Origin of the sequence: Mycobacteroides sp. H001 (genome assembly GCF_001440005.1) — a bacterium.
In the GTDB taxonomy this organism is placed as follows: Bacteria; Actinomycetota; Actinomycetes; order Mycobacteriales; family Mycobacteriaceae; genus Mycobacterium; species Mycobacterium gwanakae.
This window is the reverse complement of the sequence record NZ_LJYH01000025.1, coordinates 253,656-271,901: the sequence shown is the minus strand read 5'-3', so window position 1 is coordinate 271,901 and position 18,246 is coordinate 253,656. Positions and strand designations below refer to the sequence as shown.

At 64.9% G+C, this 18,246-nt stretch carries 18 protein-coding genes and 1 pseudogene; 14 read left to right on the top strand and 5 right to left on the bottom strand.

What is annotated here, in order from left to right:
* Positions 1-7: 7 nt before the first annotated feature.
* Positions 8-577 (top strand): pyridoxal 5'-phosphate synthase glutaminase subunit PdxT, encoded by a 570-nt coding sequence (pdxT, locus tag AOT83_RS10300; RefSeq protein WP_057966047.1) that lies wholly within the window; start codon positions 8-10, stop codon positions 575-577.
* A 70-nt stretch (positions 578-647) separates the two neighbouring features.
* Here the strand turns inward: pdxT and AOT83_RS10295 are convergent, their stop codons facing one another.
* Entirely contained in the window at positions 648-1,175 is a 528-nt protein-coding gene (locus AOT83_RS10295; RefSeq protein WP_057965990.1) for a hypothetical protein, read from the bottom strand.
* A 79-nt stretch (positions 1,176-1,254) separates the two neighbouring features.
* Between AOT83_RS10295 and AOT83_RS10290 the strand changes: the two genes are divergently transcribed.
* Positions 1,255-2,010: a YebC/PmpR family DNA-binding transcriptional regulator gene (locus AOT83_RS10290; RefSeq protein ID WP_030093618.1), complete on the top strand. Its 756-nt coding sequence runs from the start codon at positions 1,255-1,257 to the stop codon at positions 2,008-2,010.
* Here the strand turns inward: AOT83_RS10290 and AOT83_RS10285 are convergent.
* Complete coding sequence (locus AOT83_RS10285; RefSeq protein WP_109365239.1) at positions 1,956-2,567, bottom strand: phosphatase PAP2 family protein; 612 nt, start codon at positions 2,565-2,567, stop codon at positions 1,956-1,958. The genes AOT83_RS10290 and AOT83_RS10285 overlap by 55 nt on opposite strands.
* 172 nt (positions 2,568-2,739) lie before the next feature.
* Here AOT83_RS10285 and AOT83_RS10280 point away from each other — a divergent pair.
* Positions 2,740-3,201: pseudogene (locus AOT83_RS10280) on the top strand (methyltransferase); the annotation flags it as partial.
* A gap of 89 nt (positions 3,202-3,290) precedes the next feature.
* Here the strand turns inward: AOT83_RS10280 and AOT83_RS10275 are convergent.
* Positions 3,291-3,863, bottom strand: coding sequence for a TetR family transcriptional regulator (locus AOT83_RS10275; protein WP_030093615.1), 573 nt, complete (start codon positions 3,861-3,863; stop codon positions 3,291-3,293).
* 120 nt (positions 3,864-3,983) lie between these two features.
* Here AOT83_RS10275 and ruvC point away from each other — a divergent pair, with 120 nt between their 5' ends.
* The 9 genes from ruvC (at position 3,984) to AOT83_RS10230 (ending at position 14,384) form a co-directional block, all read left to right on the top strand.
* Positions 3,984-4,541, top strand: coding sequence for a crossover junction endodeoxyribonuclease RuvC (gene ruvC / locus AOT83_RS10270; RefSeq protein WP_044103943.1), 558 nt, complete (start codon positions 3,984-3,986; stop codon positions 4,539-4,541).
* Complete coding sequence (ruvA, locus tag AOT83_RS10265) at positions 4,538-5,137, top strand: Holliday junction branch migration protein RuvA (RefSeq protein ID WP_057965989.1); 600 nt, start codon at positions 4,538-4,540, stop codon at positions 5,135-5,137. Before ruvC ends, ruvA begins: the two co-directional genes overlap by 4 nt.
* A complete protein-coding gene (gene ruvB, locus AOT83_RS10260) occupies positions 5,134-6,204 on the top strand; it encodes a Holliday junction branch migration DNA helicase RuvB (protein ID WP_044103942.1) in 1,071 nt (356 codons plus the stop codon). Before ruvA ends, ruvB begins: the two co-directional genes overlap by 4 nt.
* Before the next feature lie 149 nt (positions 6,205-6,353).
* Complete coding sequence (gene yajC, locus AOT83_RS10255) at positions 6,354-6,692, top strand: preprotein translocase subunit YajC (RefSeq protein ID WP_030093611.1); 339 nt, start codon at positions 6,354-6,356, stop codon at positions 6,690-6,692.
* A 67-nt stretch (positions 6,693-6,759) separates the two neighbouring features.
* Positions 6,760-8,520, top strand: coding sequence for a protein translocase subunit SecD (gene secD / locus AOT83_RS10250; RefSeq protein WP_030093610.1), 1,761 nt, complete (start codon positions 6,760-6,762; stop codon positions 8,518-8,520).
* Between the two features lie 17 nt (positions 8,521-8,537).
* Complete coding sequence (gene secF / locus AOT83_RS10245; protein ID WP_057966046.1) at positions 8,538-9,782, top strand: protein translocase subunit SecF; 1,245 nt, start codon at positions 8,538-8,540, stop codon at positions 9,780-9,782.
* Positions 9,782-11,458, top strand: a complete 1,677-nt coding sequence (locus tag AOT83_RS10240) for an ABC transporter substrate-binding protein (RefSeq protein WP_030093608.1) — start codon at positions 9,782-9,784, stop codon at positions 11,456-11,458. Before secF ends, AOT83_RS10240 begins: the two co-directional genes overlap by 1 nt.
* On the top strand, positions 11,455-11,988 hold the full coding sequence (locus tag AOT83_RS10235) for an adenine phosphoribosyltransferase (RefSeq protein WP_030093607.1): 534 nt from the start codon (positions 11,455-11,457) through the stop codon (positions 11,986-11,988). The genes AOT83_RS10240 and AOT83_RS10235 overlap by 4 nt, the downstream gene beginning before the upstream one ends.
* 29 nt (positions 11,989-12,017) lie before the next feature.
* Entirely contained in the window at positions 12,018-14,384 is a 2,367-nt protein-coding gene (locus AOT83_RS10230) for a RelA/SpoT family protein (RefSeq protein ID WP_030093606.1), read from the top strand.
* A 25-nt stretch (positions 14,385-14,409) separates the two neighbouring features.
* Here AOT83_RS10230 and blaMAB read toward each other — a convergent pair whose 3' ends face one another.
* Entirely contained in the window at positions 14,410-15,279 is an 870-nt protein-coding gene (gene blaMAB / locus AOT83_RS10225) for an MAB family class A beta-lactamase (protein WP_057965988.1), read from the bottom strand.
* Position 15,280: 1 nt separating this feature from the next.
* Positions 15,281-16,201, bottom strand: a complete 921-nt coding sequence (locus AOT83_RS10220) for a peptidylprolyl isomerase (RefSeq protein ID WP_030093604.1) — start codon at positions 16,199-16,201, stop codon at positions 15,281-15,283.
* Between the two features lie 101 nt (positions 16,202-16,302).
* On the opposite strand from AOT83_RS10220, the gene AOT83_RS10215 reads away from it, so the two are divergent.
* A complete protein-coding gene (locus AOT83_RS10215) occupies positions 16,303-16,974 on the top strand; it encodes an MBL fold metallo-hydrolase (protein WP_057965987.1) in 672 nt (223 codons plus the stop codon).
* The gene (hisS, locus tag AOT83_RS10210; protein ID WP_057965986.1) at positions 16,971-18,245 is read left to right on the top strand and encodes a histidine--tRNA ligase; all 1,275 of its coding nucleotides are present in this window, start codon (positions 16,971-16,973) and stop codon (positions 18,243-18,245) included. Before AOT83_RS10215 ends, hisS begins: the two co-directional genes overlap by 4 nt.
* The last annotated feature ends 1 nt before the right edge of the window (position 18,246 follow it).

Here is an 18,246-nt window from a genome sequence, read left to right as displayed (position 1 = left end):
CCCGTTGATCGGCGTGCTGGCATTGCAGGGCGATGTCAGGGAACATGTTGCTGCTCTGGAAGATTCGGGTGCGGACGCGCTTGGCGTGCGCCGTCCCGAGGAACTCTCCAAGATAGACGGGCTAGTCATTCCCGGCGGGGAGTCGACCACCATGAGCAACTTGCTGCGCGTGTTCGAACTGCTGGACCCGCTCACCGAGCGTCTGCGTGGTGGTCTGCCGGTTTACGGGTCCTGCGCGGGCATGATCCTGTTGGCCAGCGAGATACTCGATACCCGCCCGGATGCGGTGGCGCTGGGCGCGATCGATATGACGGTGCGGCGCAATGCGTTCGGTCGCCAGGTGGACTCATTCGAGGGTGATCTGGATTTCGTGGGGCTCGATGGTGGGCTGCACGCGGTGTTCATCAGGGCGCCGTGGGTGGAGCGGGTCGGCAGCGATGTCGAGGTGCTGGCCACCGCGCAGGGGCATCCGGTCGCGGTGCGCCAGGGCAGCGCGTTGGCGACGTCGTTTCACCCCGAGGTCACCGGGGACCGGCGAGTGCACCAGCTGTTCGTCGACATGGTGCGCGAGGCCTGACGCCGAGCGCATACCAGGCGCAGCGATTCTGCTCGATTCACCTGCCTGCGGTATGCGCTCGACGCGGTGGTTACCAGCGCAGCATGGGCATCGGGCGTGACGGGTGCTTGAGCGTCCACTTTCCGGCGGTTCGCAATAAAAACCCGTGAAAACCGCCGTAGGGCAGTGCCTCGACCACCTCGCGCACATCGGCGCGTTCCAGTCCGGTCCAGGCGTACAGGCCGCGGAAAGCGTCGATCCGATCGCCCAGCCGGAAGGTCTCGACCCACAGATCGTCGGCCGACCTGAGCTTGTGGTGGTCGGCCACCATTGCCTTGAGACGATCGATGTCGGTGATACCGAACTCCGGTGCCAGCTGCTCGGCCAGTGCCACCGAGGGATCCAGATAGTCCCAGGTCCCCGCCGTCCAGATGCCGATATCGTGCGTCGCCCACGCCAGCGCGATCTCGGGCGGGGCTTGCGTCATGCCGAGAAGACGGAGCTGGTAGTTCATGCCCCGGTACAGGTGATTGCGGTAATCGGTGAGGCTGTCTCCGACGGTTGACGCGTATCGGTCCAGGACAGTGTCGACAATCGGGTCGGCTACCAGGACAGTCATGTGATTCACCCTAGGTGCGCGAGTACACTCGGGCAGCGCAGAAGTGCGACAGAACCTAGAGAAAGTAGTACAGGGGTACATGAGCGGCCATTCCAAGTGGGCCACCACCAAGCATCAGAAGGCCGTCAAAGACGCGCGCCGTGGCAAAGAGTTCGCCAAGCTGATCAAGAACATCGAGGTCGCCGCGCGTACCGGCGGCGGTGATCCGGCTGGTAACCCGACGCTCTACGACGCCATCCAGAAGGCCAAAAAGACCTCGGTGCCCAACGACAACATCGAGCGGGCCCGCAAGCGCGGCGCCGGCGAAGAGGCTGGCGGTGCCGACTGGCAGACCATCATGTACGAGGGCTATGGCCCCAACGGCGTCGCGGTGCTTATCGAGTGCCTGAGTGACAACCGCAACCGCGCTGCCGGTGAGGTTCGGGTTGCGATGACCCGCAACGGTGGCAGCATGGCCGATCCGGGATCGGTGTCGTACCTGTTTTCCCGCAAGGGTGTTGTGACGCTGGAGAAGAACGGTCTGTCCGAGGACGACGTGCTCACGGCCGTGCTGGAGGCGGGCGCCGAGGAGGTCAACGACCTGGGCGAGACCTTCGAGGTCATCTCCGAGCCCACCGACTTGATCGCGGTCCGGCAGTCACTGCAAGAGGCCGGGATCGACTACGAGTCGGCGGAGGCCAGCTTCCAGCCGTCGATGAGCGTGCCGGTCGATGTCGATACCGCCCGCAAGGTGTTCAAACTGGTCGACGCACTGGAAGACAGCGACGACGTGCAGAACGTCTACACCAACGTGGATTTGTCCGACGAGGTGCTCGCCGCGCTCGACGAAGACTGACCTGCAGCCCAGAACGCCAGGGTCACGACCGCGGTGGTGACCAGGACGGCACCGATAGTGTCGGTGAAGTAGTGATACCCGCAGGCGACCTGCCCGAGTAGTCCGAGCATGCTGACAATCGCTGCCGCGATGTACGCCCAGAGGGCGCCTCCGGCGACCAGCACCAGCATCCCCGTCACGGCCACCACGAAGGTGGTGTGGCCGCTGGGATACGCGAGGTATCCGCCCTTCTCGCGCCCGACGAGCATCTTGGTGGCCTGGGTGGTCCAGTTCGCGATGAAGGGGCAGACGAGGACAACTGTCGCGACCCGCCAACGCCGCCGATACAGCTCGAATCCGACGCACACCACGAGCACCGGAACCAGGAACACCCAATCGGTGAAGAACAGCAGCCAGCGTGGCTGCACCCCGAACGCGACCTGGGTCGCATCGAAAAACCACCTGTCGAACGGCGTTGAGCCTTTCCCCACGGAGAACCCGAGTATCAGCATCAAGATCACGCCGAGGGGAGGCCACCACTGAACCGTTTTCTCGCTGGGCAGTTTTCCGACAGACACTCCGACGACAGTAATCGGACCCAGACGGCGGGCCCGAATCGTGCCGATGGCCGGGAATCAAATGTCACTGGACGGCGTTACTGTGACGTCAACAACTGTTGGTCAACATCTGTTGACTTGAATGTCAAGCAGGCGTACATATAAGACATCCACGAGTGAGGGGAGGCCGGTCATGGCCACACAAACAGTCGCCCCGGCGCCTGAAACGACAACCCTGTGGCGCACTGCGCGCGCGGTGCTCGCGCTGCCGGTCACCGTGACGGTTCTGATTCCGTTGGTGATCCTCTACGGATCCGGCATGCAGGTGCCGTCGTGGATGTCGGATCAGATGTCGATGACGGCGACGGTGATCGGGACCCTGCTGGTGGCCGCCGGCCTGTTCCTGGTGACGCGCACCGTTATGCTCTTCCATCAGACCGGCAAGGGCTCCCTGGCGCCCTTCGATCCTCCGGTACGTCTCGTCGTGCTTGGTCCGTATCGCCACATGCGTAACCCCATGATCACCGGCGTCATCGCCATCCTGTTGGGTGAGGCGCTGGCGGTGAACTCCATGGGATTGCTCATCTACGCGGCCGTTTTCGTGGCCGTCAACGCGATCTACTTCCCGCTGGTCGAAGAGCGCGGCCTGCTGCGGCGGTTCGGCCGCGACTATGCGGAGTACGCACAGCACGTACCGCGGTGGGTGCCACGGCTGAGCCCGTGGACGCAGCCCGAGAGCGCGCGTTAAGGCGCCTCGCAATCGCAGTCACAATCCAGGTAAGCCTGGATGGTCGGCGCGATGAGTTCGATGATCTGTTCGTGCGTCATCGCGGGTACGTTGCCGAGCCGGATGACGTAACGGCACATCGCTAGGCCGATCATTTGGGTACCGATCAGCGCCGCGCGTTCCATGGCCCGATCCGCGGTCAATGACTCGATGACCGGAACCATCTGGCAGCTGAAAATCTCCTCCATGCGCGCCCGTGCGGACTCGTGGGACACCGCGGCCCGCAGCAACGCGACCATGGTGTCGTCGGCTTCCCATTGGGTGAGGAAGTGCTGGACCAAGCTCGCTCCGAGCTGATCACGCGGAATCTCGGCTAGTTCTTCGGGAAAATGTATGTCGAAGTTGGCCGCGGCGGTGAACAGTTTGGCCTTGTTGCCGTAGTAGCGCATGACCAGGGACGGGTCGATGCCCGCAGTTGCGGCGATGGCCCGTATGGTTGCCTTCTCGTAGCCGACGCCCGCGAAGTGTTCCTGGGCGGCCTCAAGGATGGCCGCGCGAGTGGCGTCCGATCGCCGAGGTTCGGTAGACATGCGCTGAGCTTAGGCCAACGGATGTTGACATTTGCAGAGCCCTCGCGTGTTGCTATGCCGAATGGGTGACCTCTCTCGATATGCTATCGAACAACTGTTCTACGGCGAGAGGGCTGGCGCGTGCGAGTGATGGGAGTCGACCCGGGGCTCACCCGGTGTGGTCTGTCCATGGTCGAGGCCTCCTCGGGTCGCAAGGTGGTGGCCCTGGATGTCGACGTCGTGCGCACTCCGGCCAATCAGCCTCTGCCGCAACGGCTTTTGGCGATCAGTGAGGTCGTCGAGCATTGGATGGACACCCACCGTCCCGACGTGGTGGCCATCGAGCGCGTCTTCGCTCAGCAGAACGTGTCGACCGTGATGGGTACCGCCCAAGCGGGCGGAATAGTCGCGCTCAGTGCCGCAAAGCGGGGCATTGAGGTGTATTTCCACACCCCGTCGGAGGTCAAAGCGGCCGTCACCGGCAATGGCCGGGCAGATAAATCCCAGGTGACCGCAATGATCACGCGCATCCTGCAGTTGCAGACGGCGCCGAAGCCCGCCGACGCGGCCGACGCCCTGGCCCTGGCAATCTGTCACTGCTGGCGTGCGCCCATGCTGGCGAGAATGGCGAAAGCGGAGGCCGCCGCCGAAGAGCAGCGGAAAGCCTTCGCGGCCCGGATGAAGGCGGTAGCCCGATGATTGCTTCGGTCAATGGCGAGGTCATCGACATCGCGCTCGATCATGTGGTGATCGAGGCCGCCGGAGTCGGATACCGCGTCAACGCCACCCCGGCCACGCTGTCGACGCTTCGGTGCGGCGCCCAGGTGCGGCTGATCACGGCGATGATCGTGCGCGAGGATTCGATGACGTTGTACGGCTTCACCGATACCGATGCGCGTGACCTGTTCCTGACGCTGCTCGGTGTCTCCGGTGTGGGGCCCAAGATCGCGATGGCCACGCTCGCGGTCTACGACGCATCGGCCCTGCGCCAGGCGCTGGCCGATGGCGATGTCAATGCGCTGACCCGGGTGCCGGGGATCGGCAAACGCGGTGCCGAGCGCATGGTGCTGGAACTGCGCGAGAAGGTGGCGGCGGCTCCCGGTGGCGCCACCGAGCTGGGCCGGGGCACCGCATCGCTGGTGCGCACCCAGGTCGTCGAGGCCCTCATCGGCCTCGGATTCGCCGCCAAACAAGCGGAACAGGCCACCGACACCGTTCTGGCTCAAGACAATTCCGAGGGAGACACCTCGACCGTGCTGCGGTCGGCGCTGACGTTGCTGGGTAAGACACGATGAGCCGCTTCGACGAGTTCGACGGCGCGGAGGACGACTTCGATGCCGGTCCCGAGATGTCTGGTGCGCTCACCGTCGGGGAGAACGATATCGACGCCGGACTTCGGCCCAAGTCGCTGCGGGAGTTCATCGGCCAGCCGCGCGTGCGTGAGCAGCTGGATCTGGTGCTGTCCGGTGCGAAAAATCGTGGCGGTACTCCCGATCACATCCTGCTGTCCGGACCGCCCGGGCTGGGGAAGACCTCGCTGGCGATGATCATCGCCGCCGAGCTGGGTTCTTCGCTGCGGGTGACCTCGGGCCCGGCGCTGGAGCGGGCGGGTGACCTAGCGGCGATGCTGAGCAATCTGGTCGAAAACGATGTGCTCTTCATCGACGAGATTCACCGCATCGCCCGGCCCGCTGAGGAAATGCTGTACCTCGCCATGGAGGACTTCCGGGTCGACATCGTCGTCGGTAAGGGCCCCGGTGCGACGTCCATCCCCCTGGAGGTGGCGCCCTTTACGTTGGTCGGCGCGACAACCCGTTCTGGGTCGCTGACCGGGCCGCTACGTGATCGCTTCGGATTCACGGCGCACATGGACTTCTACGAGTCCGAAGAGCTCGAACTCGTGCTGGCCCGATCGGCCGGAATCCTCGGCATTGAGCTGGGAGCCGACGCGGGCGTGGAGATTGCCCGGCGTTCGCGCGGCACCCCGCGCATCGCCAACCGATTGTTGCGCCGGGTCCGTGACTATGCGGAAGTGCGTGCCGACGGCGTCATCACCGTGGACGTCGCGAAGTCCGCTCTAGAGGTCTACGACGTGGACGAACTCGGGCTGGATCGCCTGGACCGGGCGGTGCTTTCCGCGCTGACCCGTAGCTTCGGCGGCGGCCCGGTGGGCTTGTCGACCTTGGCGGTGGCCGTCGGGGAGGAGTCGACCACCGTCGAAGAGGTATGCGAGCCGTTTCTGGTGCGCGCCGGGATGCTCGCGCGAACGCCGCGCGGGCGGGTGGCGACGGCGTTGGCGTGGACGCACCTGGGTCTTACCCCGCCGCCACAAGTGCTAGGGCAGGCCGGGCTGTTCGATTGAGACCACGCTTGAGTCCAGGACGCGCAGGTCCGGGGTTCGCGTCAATTCCACAGAGTCGGATGGCACACTGGTGACTTGTCGCGTGCTTGTTTCACGCTGACCCTGCCTGACCTCGTGAAGACCCAACGGAAAGAATCCCGAAAGCCGCCATGGAATCGATCATCGTCTTTTTGCCGCTCATCCTCGTTATGGGCGCGTTCCTCTTCTTCGCGAACCGGCGGCAGCGCAAAGCTCTGGACGCCACCATCGAGCTGCACGAGTCCCTGGCGATCGGTGACCGGGTGCACACCACCTCCGGCCTGCAGGGCACCATCGCCGCCGTCACCGACGACACCGTGGACCTGGAGATCGCGCCGGGTGTCGTGACGCGCTGGATGAAGCTCGCGATCCGCGACAAGATCGTCGATGAGGCCGAGGACGCCGATGACACCGCTGGCGAGGCATCGCGCGACGTCGAGAGCTCCGGGGTCGAGCTGACCAAGGAGTAACGGCTCCGCCGTTACTCACCCCTGAAAGCCTCCCGACCCGCCCTCGACAAGCAAGGAGACCGGACACGTGGCCTCGCCATCGGCCCCTGTGCACCCCGCGCGTTATTTAGCTGCCTTCCTGGTATTGCTGATTGGCGCTTACCTGCTGGTCTTCCTGACCGGCGACAAGCACGCCAAACCCAAGCTCGGTATCGACCTGCAGGGCGGAACCCGCGTCACGCTGACGGCGCGCACCCCTGACGGTTCCAAGCCGACCAAGGAAGCACTGACGCAGGCGCAGCAGATCATCAATGCGCGCGTCAATGGACTCGGCGTCTCCGGGTCCGAGGTCATCATCGATGGCGACAACCTCGTGATCACCGTGCCGGGTAACGACGGCAGCGAGGCCCGCAACCTCGGTCAGACCGCCAAGCTCTACATCCGGCCCGTCGTTCAGATGGTGCCGGCGCAGCCCAGGGAGAATCCCCAGCCCGGGGCCCCACAGGGCGGTCAGCCGGGCGGCACCGGCCAGGAGGCGACACCACCGGAGCCCGGCGGTGGCAAGCCCGCACCCGCGGCTCCTTCACCGAAACCGCAGCCGCGTCCGTATCCGGCACAAACCACTACACCGCCGCCGCCACCCCCACCGGCAACGCAGCCCGCGACCCCGAATGCCACAACATCTCCGGCCGCTCCTCCCGCCGATCTGCCGCCCAAGCCGGGCAGTGGTGAGGAACGCAAGCAGCTGATCGACTTCGAGAAGCAGATCAGACAGAGCGAGGATCCGCGGATCCAGATGCTGGCCCTCCAGGTCCAGTCCTCGCGCTGCTTCGACCCCGATGACCCGCTCGCGGGCAACGACGATCCGAACCTTCCATTGGTCACCTGCGGTGACGACAGCCAGGGCGGTAAGGCCGCCTACCTGCTGGACAAGTCGATCATCAGCGGGGAAGAGATCAAGGACGCCAGTTCCGGACTCGACCAGCAGCGCGGTATCTATGTGGTGAGCATGGAATTCAAGCCCACCGGCGCGAAGATCTGGGCGGACTACACCTCCGCGCATTGGCAGCAGGGCACCCAAACGGCATTCACGTTGGACTCCAAGGTGATCAGTGCTCCGGCCATCCGCGAACCCATCCCGGGCGGCAAGACCGAAATCAGCGGGCAGTTCACGTCCGACTCGGCCAAGCAGCTCGCCGCGGCGCTCAAGTACGGTTCACTGCCACTGTCGTTTGAATCCTCCGATGCCGAAACCGTTTCAGCCACACTCGGATTGACCTCGCTCAAGGCCGGTCTGATCGCGGGCGCCATCGGGTTGGCGATTGTGCTGCTGTACTCACTGATCTATTACCGTGTGCTCGGCATCCTGACCGCGCTGTCCCTGGTCGCCTCCGGCGCCATGGTGTTCGCCATCCTGGTCCTGTTGGGCCGATACATCTCGTACACCCTGGACCTGGCCGGCATCGCCGGTTTGATCATCGGCATCGGCACCACCGCGGACTCCTTCGTGGTGTTCTTCGAGCGCATCAAAGACGAGATACGAGAAGGGCGTTCCTACCGTTCTGCGGTGCCGCGCGGTTGGGCTCGTGCCCGTAAGACGATCCTGTCGGGTAACGCGGTGACCCTGCTGGCCGCCGTGGTGCTCTACGCGCTGGCCATCGGGCAGGTGAAGGGCTTCGCGTTCACCCTGGGCCTCACCACCATCCTGGACGTCGTGGTGGTGTTCCTGGTGACGTGGCCGCTTGTCTACCTGTCCTCCAAATCCACGACCCTGTCCAAGCCCGTGTACAACGGGCTCGGCGCGGTCCAGCAGATTGCCCGCGAACGTAAGGCGGCGGCACACGCATGAGCACCAGCAACGACACCGTGAGCAACGGCAACGGGACCGAAAAGGATGTCGTGGACGGCACGGACAAGGCCACCGCGACGGACGCCAAGTCCAGCGCGGTGGAAACCACCACTGCGGCACCAGAACACGGGTTCTTCTATCGCCTGTACACCGGAACCGGTGCCGTCGACGTCGTCGGCAAGCGCACCCTATGGTTCGCGATCAGTGGCGCGTTCATGGTGGTCGCGATCTTGTCGATCGCGATCAAGGGATTCGTCTTCGGTATCGACTTCGAGGGCGGCACCAAGGTGTCGTTCCCGAAGGGCCAGGCCACCGTCCAGCAGACCGAGGACGTCTTCAGCCAAACGTTGGGCCGCGACGCCGAATCGATCGTCGTCACCGGAACCGGTGACTCGGCCTCGATCCAGATTCGCACCGAGACACTCGACAACGAAGAATCGGCGAAGCTCCACAAGGCGCTCTTCGACCGGTTCGCGCCCAAGGGATCTGACGGCAAGCCGTCCATCAACGCCATCAGCGATTCGGCGGTATCGGAAACCTGGGGCGGACAGATCACCAACAAGGCGCTGTGGGCGCTGGGTGTGTTCCTGGTGCTGTCCGGTATCTACATCGCCGTACGTTACGAGCGCTACATGGCCATCGCCGCACTGGCCGCGCTGGTATTCGACCTGCTGGTCACCGCCGGTGTGTACTCGCTGGTGGGCTTCGAGGTCACCCCGGCGACAGTGATCGGTCTGCTCACGATCCTCGGATTCTCCTTGTACGACACCGTGATCGTGTTCGACAAGGTCGAGGAAAATACGCACGGGTTCCAGCACACGTCGCGGCGCACCTTCGCCGAACATGCCAACCTGGCCGTGAACCAGACCTTCATGCGTTCGATCAACACCAGCCTCATCTCGGTGATCCCGGTGCTCTCGCTTATCGTGGTGGCCATCTGGCTGCTGGGTGTGGGCACACTGAAAGACCTTGCGCTGGTTCAGCTTGTCGGCATCCTGGTGGGCACGTATTCGTCCATCTTCTTCGCGACTCCGCTGTTGGTGGCATTGCGTGAGCGCACCGAGCTGGTGGCGAGCCACACCAAGAAGGTGCTGAGCCGCCGTAAGCCGGACGCCGCACCCCTGGCCGATACCGGCTCGGGAACCAAGACGGTCAAGGCAGCGGCATCGGCTACCTCCGACACCTCGACAACCACGGTGCGACCCGCGAAACCCAGGCCCGGCGCCCGCCCTCAAGGTAAGCGGAACGTACGGCGGCACTGATGGATTCACGCAGTCCAGCACGGACCGGGGCAAGACGGATCGCTCGAATCGGCGCCATCGCGACCACGGTGCTACTGGCGGCGGGGTTACTGACCTCGTGTTGGACCTCGGCGGCGAAAACGCTTGACTACGCCGTCGATGGCCGCCTGACGACGTACAACGTCAACAGTGTCGCGGGAAATGCCTCGGCGGGGGCACAGGCCTTCAATCGAGTGCTCACCGGGTTCGGCTTTCACGGACCTGACGGTCAGGTGATCGCTGACCACGACTTCGGCAGCGTCGAGGTCGTCGGCCGCATTCCGCTGGTGCTCGACTACACCATCAACGAAAAGGCCGTCTACTCCGACGGCAAGCCGGTGACCTGTGAAGACATGGTGCTGTCCTGGTTTGCGCAATCCGGCAGGCTGCCCGACTTCGATGCGGCAAGCACGGCGGGATACGCCGACATCTCCACGGTGGATTGCAAGCCCGGGCAGAAGACCGCCCGGGTGACCTTCGCGCCGGATCGAGCCTTCACCGACTGGACCCAGTTGTTCGCCGCCACCACGATGTTGCCGTGGCATGTGATCGCCGACAAGCTCGGCGGGGGCGTGGACCTGATCGGCGCCATCTCCGCCAATGACGTTCCGACACTGCAGAAGATCGCCGAGTTCTGGAACAACCAGTGGAATCTCGGCTCCGATCTGGACCTCTCGAAGTTCCCCTCGTCGGGGCCCTACAAGCTCGACGGATACAACGACGATGGTTCGGTTGTGCTTGTCGCCAACGACAAGTGGTGGGGGAGCCCGCCGGTGACCAAGCGGGTCACGGTGTGGCCCAGCGGGATCGACGTGCAAAAGCGGCTGTCCGACGGTGATCTCGAGGTTGTCGACGTCGCTGCCGGATCAGCCGGGACGCTCACCGCGCCTGACGGGTTCGCGCGTACCGAGGAGCCCGGTTCCGGTGTAGAACAACTCATCTTCGGCGCCGGGGGATCGGTCGGAGCTCCCGACCTGCGCCGCGCGGTTGCACTGTGCACGCCGCGTGATGCCATCGCGGGAATCGCCGGGGTGCCGGTGATGAATGCGCGACTGGATACCAGCATCGGGGACTCGTTCGCCTCGGTGGAGGCTGCCGCCGAGGCGGGACGGTTCATGCGTTCGGACCCTGTCGCGGCCCGCGCTGCCGCGGCCAATCGTCCGCTGACGGTCCGGGTGGGATACCAGGCGCCCAACCCGCGCCGCGCGGCCATCGTCTCCGCCATGGCGCAGGCCTGCGAACCTGCCGGAATCACCGTGCAGGATGTCAGCTCGCCCGAGATCACCCCACAGTCGTTGCGGAACAACCAGATTGATGCGCTCCTCAGCTCCATCGGCGGAGCCCCCGGAAGTGGATCGACGGGTTCGTGGCTCATGGATGCTTACGCCCTGCGTTCCCGCGAGGGGAAGAACCCGGCGAACTATGCCAACGGCCAGATCGACGGCATCATCGCGGCCTTGGCGGTGACCACCAACGCCCGGGATCAGAGCAGGCTGCTCGCCGATGCTTCGGCGATTTTGTGGAATGACCTGCCGACGCTGCCGCTGTACCGGCAGCCGCGCGTACTGATCGCACCCAAGACGATGTACGCCGCCACCCCGAGCGTCACCCGGTGGGGCACCGGCTGGAACATGGACCGTTGGGTGTTGCCCGCGTGACCTCGGCCGACGCCGTGACGGCGCTCATCGACGGGCTGACCCGGAAGGTCGCCGACTTCCCCGAGCCCGGGGTCCAGTTCAAGGATCTGACGCCGTTGTTCGCCGACGCCGATGGCCTCTCGCAGGTCACCGATGCGTTGGCGCGGGCGGCCTCGGGTGCCACGCTCATCGCCGGTATCGACGCCCGGGGCTTCCTGCTCGGCGCGGCCGTGGCGATTCGCCTCGGGGTGGGCGTCCTGGCGGTGCGCAAGGCCGGAAAGTTGCCGCCGCCGGTGCATTCTCAGACCTATGAACTCGAGTACGGCACCGCGGCGCTGGAGATTCCCGCTGACGGGGTGGACCTGACCGGCCACCGCGTGGCGATCATCGATGATGTGCTGGCCACCGGGGGCACGCTCGCGGCGACGGTGAAGCTGTTGAGTGCCGCGGGAGCAGAGGTTGTCAGCGCCGGTGTTGTTCTGGAACTCGCTGGTCTGGGCGGCCGTGCGGTCGTGGCGCCGCTGCCATTAACTGCGCTCCGTGTGATCTGAGCGTTAATCTAGGCGGTAGGAGGTGAACCGTGGCTGACGAGCAAGCGCCCAGCGAGAATCAGGTCGCGGTCGAATCCCTGCCTGTCGTGAGCGATCCAGCCACACCGACCTCGGATTCGCTGCGGGTCAGCGGCACCATGAGCGCTTCGCGCCGGGTGCGGGCCCGGCTGGCCCGCCGGATGACAGCCCAGCGTGGCGCCGTCAGCCCGGTCCTGGAACCGCTGCTTGCCGTCCATCGCGAGTTCTACCCTAAGGCCGACCGTTCGGTGCTGCAGCGCGCATACGAGGTGGCAGAGAGCCGGCACGCCGAACAGTTCCGCAAGTCGGGCGATCCCTACATCACCCACCCGATCGCCGTGGCTAATATCCTGGCGGAGCTGGGCATGGACACCACCACACTGGTTGCCGCGATCCTGCATGACACCGTCGAGGACACCGGCTACAGCCTGGAGCAGCTGACCACCGAATTCGGCACCGAAGTTGCCCACCTGGTCGACGGCGTGACCAAGCTCGACAAAGTGGTGCTGGGCAACGCTGCCGAGGGCGAAACCATCCGCAAGATGATCATCGCGATGGCGCGCGACCCTCGAGTGCTGGTGATCAAGGTCGCCGACCGGCTGCACAACATGCGCACCATGCGATTCCTGCCGCCCGAGAAGCAGGCGCGCAAGGCCCGCGAGACGCTCGAAGTCATTGCCCCACTGGCGCATCGCCTGGGTATGGCCACGGTCAAGTGGGAGCTCGAAGATCTGTCCTTCGCGATTCTGCACCCCAAGAAGTACGAGGAGATCGTGCGGCTAGTCGCCGACCGGGCACCGTCGCGCGACACCTATCTGGCCAAGGTGCGCGCGGAAATCGTTGCCACGCTCAATGGTTCGCGAATCAGTGCCACGGTTGAGGGGCGCCCCAAGCATTACTGGTCGATCTATCAGAAGATGATCGTCAAGGGCCGTGACTTCGACGATATCCACGACCTGGTGGGTGTGCGGATTCTGTGCGACGAGATTCGTGACTGTTACGCCGCGGTCGGCGTGGTGCACTCCCTGTGGCAGCCGATGGCGGGCCGGTTCAAGGATTACATCGCACAGCCGCGTTTCGGTGTCTACCAGTCCTTGCACACCACTGTCGTGGGCCCCGAGGGCAAGCCGCTGGAGGTGCAGATCCGCACCCGCGATATGCACCGCACCGCCGAGTACGGCATTGCCGCGCACTGGCGGTACAAGGAAGCCAAGGGCCGCAACGCGGTACCGCAGTCACATGCGGCGGCCGAGATCGACGATATGGCGTGGATGCGTCAGCTACTCGACTGGCAGCGTGAGGCCGCCGACCCGGGCGAGTTCCTGGAATCGTTGCGCTACGACCTGGCGGTGCAGGAGATATTCGTCTTCACCCCCAAGGGTGATGTCATCACCTTGCCCGCCGGATCGACCCCCGTCGACTTCGCGTACGCGGTGCACACCGAGGTGGGACATCGCTGCATCGGCGCCCGGGTCAACGGACGGCTGGTGGCGCTGGAGCGCAAGCTCGAAAACGGGGAAGTGGTGGAGGTCTTCACCTCCAAGGCCGCCAACGCCGGTCCCTCACGCGACTGGCAGACCTTTGTGGTGTCGCCGCGCGCCAAGGCGAAGATCCGGCAGTGGTTCGCAAAGGAGCGCCGCGAAGAGGCGCTCGAGGCCGGTAAGGACGCGATCGCGCGTGAGGTGCGCCGTGGCGGACTTCCGTTGCAGCGCTTGGTCAATGGTGAGGGTATGGCCTCGCTGGCCCGCGAGCTGCGCTACCAGGACACCTCGCAGCTCTACACCGCGGTGGGCGAGGGGCATGTGTCGGCGCGGCATGTCGTGCAGCGACTGGTCGCTCAGCTCGGTGGTGTGGACAGTGCTGAAGAGGAACTGGCCGAACGGTCCACACCGTCGACCATGCCCATTCGCCAGCGGCGTTCCGATGATGTGGGCGTGGCCGTCCCGGGCGCACCGGGTGTGCTGACCAAGCTCGCGAAATGCTGCACCCCGGTGCCCGGGGATCAGATCCTTGGATTCGTCACGCGCGGCGGGGGAGTCAGCGTGCACCGTACCGACTGCACCAACGCCGAATCTCTGCAGCAGCAATCGGAACGGATCATCGAAGTGAATTGGGCGCCGTCGGCATCCTCGGTCTTCCTGGTCGCCATCCAGGTGGAGGCGCTGGACCGGCACCGGTTGCTCTCCGATGTGACGCGCGCCCTGGCCGACGAACGGGTGAACATCCTGTCGGCCTCGGTGACCACTTCGAATGATCGCGTGGCCATCAGCCGCTTCACCTTTGAGATGGGCGACCCCAAGCATCTGGGCCACGTTCTCAACGTGGTACGCAACGTCGAGGGCGTCTATGACGTCTATCGGGTGACGTCAGCCGCCTAACGCCCGTTATCGGCGCGCCAGACGGCTAGGCGCCGAATGCCTTGAGTGCGATGCGGGTGGCCGCCGCGATGGTCGGCTTGCCCTGAGTGGACTTCGGATCATCGGGGACCGTCAGCACGGCGACGACAATCGGCGCACGGCCGGTCGGCCAGATCACCGCGATGTCATTGGTCTCACCTTTGAATCCGCTGCCGGTCTTGTCGCCGACCGTCCATCCCGTCGGGACTCCCGCCCGAATCGACTGGTCGCCGGTGGTGTTGCGCTTCAACCAGTCGGTGAGCAGATCACGGCCCTGCGCATCGAGCCCCTCGTCGAGCACCAGCCTGCGCAGATTGGTCACCAGCTGCTGCGGGGTCGAGGTGTCCAGATCGCCGTCCGGGACGTTCAGCTGATCTTCGGTGCGATCCATGCGAGAGACGTTGTCGCCCAGGCTCCGAACGAATTTCTCCGTCTGCTTCGGACCGCCGAGCTGCGCGATCAACAGGTTGGCGCCGGTGTTGTCGCTGTAGCGCAGGGTTGCATCACACAGTTCCGAGACGGTCATGCCCTCGGCCACATGCTGGGACGTGATCGGTGCCCACTCCATGAGGTCGGACTGTGCGTACTGAATCCGCTTGTCCAGCAGCCCCGGTTCACTCAGGCGGCGGTGCAGGATGGCCGACACGATGAAGGTCTTCACGGTGGAGCACATCAGGAAGCGTTCATCTGCCCGGTGGCCCAGGGTGGCGCCCGAACCGGTATCCAGCGCGAACACGCCGACGCGTCCACCGAAATCCTTTTCGAGGGAGGCTAGTTCGGATGGCGAGGTTCGGCTTTCGGTGCTTCGTGAACAACCAACAGCCGCCAGAGCAACTGCCGACAATCCACCTACGAGTGCTGCGCGACGCGAGATCATGTCAGTCGAGCTGCAAATCGATGATCTTCACTTCTTGCGCGGGTGCGCCATCGCCCGCGCCACGTGGCCCGGGCTTGATCCCGTTCTTGGCGATCTTGGCGAGGGTGTCCATCCCGGTCTTATCGATGGTGCCGAACACCGTGTACTGCGGTGGCAGCTTCGAATCCTTGTAGACCATGAAGAACTGGCTGCCATTGGTCCCCGGCCCCGCATTGGCCATCGCCAACGTGCCGGCCGGATAGACAACGGCTTGCTGGGCGGCTGGATCATCGGCCTTGTACGCAGTGGTCGGGTACTCGTTGTCGAACTCGTATCCCGGACCGCCCGAACCGGTGCCCTTGGGGTCGCCACACTGCAGTACCGACAACCCGCCGCTGGTGATCCGGTGGCAGATGGTGTTGTCGAAGTAGCCGCCCTGCGCCAGGCTCGCGAAGCTGTTCACCGTGCACGGAGCCTTGGCGTTATCGAGAACAAGGCCGATATTGCCCTGGCTGGTCTTCATGCTGGCGGTGAGGGTCGGCGGATCGGTTGGGATCTTGCCGGACCGTGGCATCTGCTTCTCGATGGTCTTGGCGGGCGCATCTGCCGGCCGGTACTGGCAGTTGGCGCCCACCTCCGCGGAGGGTACGAACTTCGGAAGCGCGGGCCCGGTGACGGGCGGCTCATCGGGTGTCGGCAACGAAGAGGTTGGTGGCGCGTCGACCGTGGAGACCGGGGTGGTGGAGGTGTCCAGAGCCGCATCGGTCTTATCGCTCTTGCTGATGGCCAGCCACGCGGTGATGGCCACGGCCACGACGACGGCGACGACCGCGGCACCGCTGATCGCCCAGATCCGCTGCTTACGGGCGCGCTCTGCACGGTTCTCCAGCTGTCGCTCCAGCTTGCGCTTGGCAGTCTGGCGTCGCTGCTCGTTGGTCGGCACCGGGTTCTCCTTTAGGGCTTCCGTTGAAGAATTTGGGTCGCCAGAGAGTGTGCCAGCCACACCTGAGAGATGGGGCAGGACCCGCCGCCTAAGCTGGTCGGGTGCTGATCACCGGTTTTCCCGCGGGCATGTTCGCCACGAACTGCTATATCGTGGCGCCCCACGAGGGCGGCCCTGCCGTCATCGTCGACCCCGGCCAGGAGGCGATTCCTGGCGTCAAGGAGATCCTCGCCGAGCGCGACCTCACCCCTGAGGCGGTGCTGCTCACCCATGGGCATCTGGATCACACCTGGACCGCGCAGCCGCTCGCCGATGAGTACGGGATTCCCGTCTACATCCACCCCGGCGACCGCGTGATGCTCGCCGACCCGCTCGCCGGCATCGGTCCGGGGCTGGCTCAGTTCATCCAGGGCATGGAGTTCACCGAGCCCAAGGAGCTCGTCGAGATCGGTGATGGGGACAAGCTCGAGCTCGCCGGGATCACGCTCACCGTCGACCACACGCCGGGGCACACCCGTGGCTCTGTGGTGTTCGGCATCGAGGTCGACAGTGACAACGGGCCCATCGACGTGGTCTTCAGCGGAGACACCCTCTTCCAGATGTCGATCGGGCGCACCGATCTGCCCGGTGGGAACCATCAGCAGCTGCTCGATTCCATTGCGGCCAAGTTGCTCACCCGCGACGACTCCACCGTCGTGCTGCCGGGGCACGGCAACGCCACCAGCATCGGCGACGAGCGTCGCGCCAATCCTTTCCTCGAGGGAATCCAGTGAGCGAGAAGACTTTTAGCGCCCCCAAGGGCATCCCGGATTATGTGCCGCCGGACTCCGCGCAGTTCCTGGCTGTTCGTGACGGGCTACTGGAGCAGGCGCGGCTGGCCGGGTACGGCTACATCGAGCTGCCCGTGTTCGAGGACACCGGGCTGTTCGCGCGTGGAGTGGGCGAGTCCACCGATGTGGTGAGCAAGGAGATGTACACCTTTGCTGACCGCGGCGATCGGTCGGTGACCTTGCGTCCGGAGGGCACGGCCTCGGTGATGCGTGCGGTCATCGAGCATGGCCTGGACCGTGGCCAGCTTCCGATGAAACTGCGTTACGCCGGTCCCTTTTTCCGGTATGAGCGACCGCAGGCCGGTCGCTACCGTCAGCTGCAGCAGGTCGGCGTGGAAGCCATCGGCGTGGACGATCCGGCCCTGGACGCTGAGGTGATCGCCATCGCCGACGCCGGCTACCGCTCCCTGGGCCTGACCGGCTTCCGATTGGAGATCAGCTCGCTGGGCGACGCCTCCTGCCGCCCGCAGTACCGGGAGCTGTTGCAGGAATTTCTCTTTGGCTTGGATCTGGATGAGGCGACACGAGAGCGGGCCCATATCAACCCGATTCGGGTGCTCGACGACAAGCGCCCCGAGGTGCGAGAGATGACGGCCGATGCGCCACTCATGCTCGACCATCTCTCCGAGGAGTCCAAGGCGCATTTCGATCAGGTTCTGGGCCATCTGGATGCGCTGGGCGTGCAATACGTGGTGAACCCCCGGCTGGTGCGCGGCCTTGACTACTACACCAAGACCACCTTCGAATTCGTGCATGACGGCCTCGGTGCGCAATCCGGGATCGGTGGCGGAGGTCGCTACGACGGCCTGATGGCACAGCTCGGCGGACAGTCGTTGTCCGGTATCGGATTTGGGCTCGGTGTGGACAGAACCCTGCTCGCCCTGCAGGCCGAGGGTGTAACGGTGGGCGATAGCGGTCGCTGCGAGGTGTTCTGCGTGCCCCTTGGGCAGGATGCGAAATCGGCGCTCGTCAAGGTGGCGGCGCAACTGCGCACCGCGGGTATCCGCACCGATATCGCGTACGGCGACCGCGGGCTCAAGGGAGCGATGCGCGGTGCCGATCGCTCTGGAGCCTCGATTGCGCTGGTCGCCGGGGACCGGGAAATCGGTGAGGGAAACATCGAGCTCAAGACGCTGGCGGACGGAGTTCAGCAGCCCGTGCCGATCGGTTCGATTGTCGACGAAGTAACGGCGCGGCTAGCATCGCGGATATGAC

Bases quoted from the DNA above. Each gene is read 5' to 3' on its own strand.
- blaMAB (WP_057965988.1), bottom strand. From the start codon at position 15,279: ATGATCTCGCGTCGCGCAGCACTCGTAGGTGGATTGTCGGCAGTTGCT.
- AOT83_RS10240 (WP_030093608.1), top strand. From the start codon at position 9,782: ATGGATTCACGCAGTCCAGCACGGACCGGGGCAAGACGGATCGCTCGA.
- AOT83_RS10290 (WP_030093618.1), top strand. From the start codon at position 1,255: ATGAGCGGCCATTCCAAGTGGGCCACCACCAAGCATCAGAAGGCCGTC.
- AOT83_RS10275 (WP_030093615.1), bottom strand. From the start codon at position 3,863: ATGTCTACCGAACCTCGGCGATCGGACGCCACTCGCGCGGCCATCCTT.
- yajC (WP_030093611.1), top strand. From the start codon at position 6,354: ATGGAATCGATCATCGTCTTTTTGCCGCTCATCCTCGTTATGGGCGCG.
- AOT83_RS10295 (WP_057965990.1), bottom strand. From the start codon at position 1,175: ATGACTGTCCTGGTAGCCGACCCGATTGTCGACACTGTCCTGGACCGA.
- ruvA (WP_057965989.1), top strand. From the start codon at position 4,538: ATGATTGCTTCGGTCAATGGCGAGGTCATCGACATCGCGCTCGATCAT.
- ruvB (WP_044103942.1), top strand. From the start codon at position 5,134: ATGAGCCGCTTCGACGAGTTCGACGGCGCGGAGGACGACTTCGATGCC.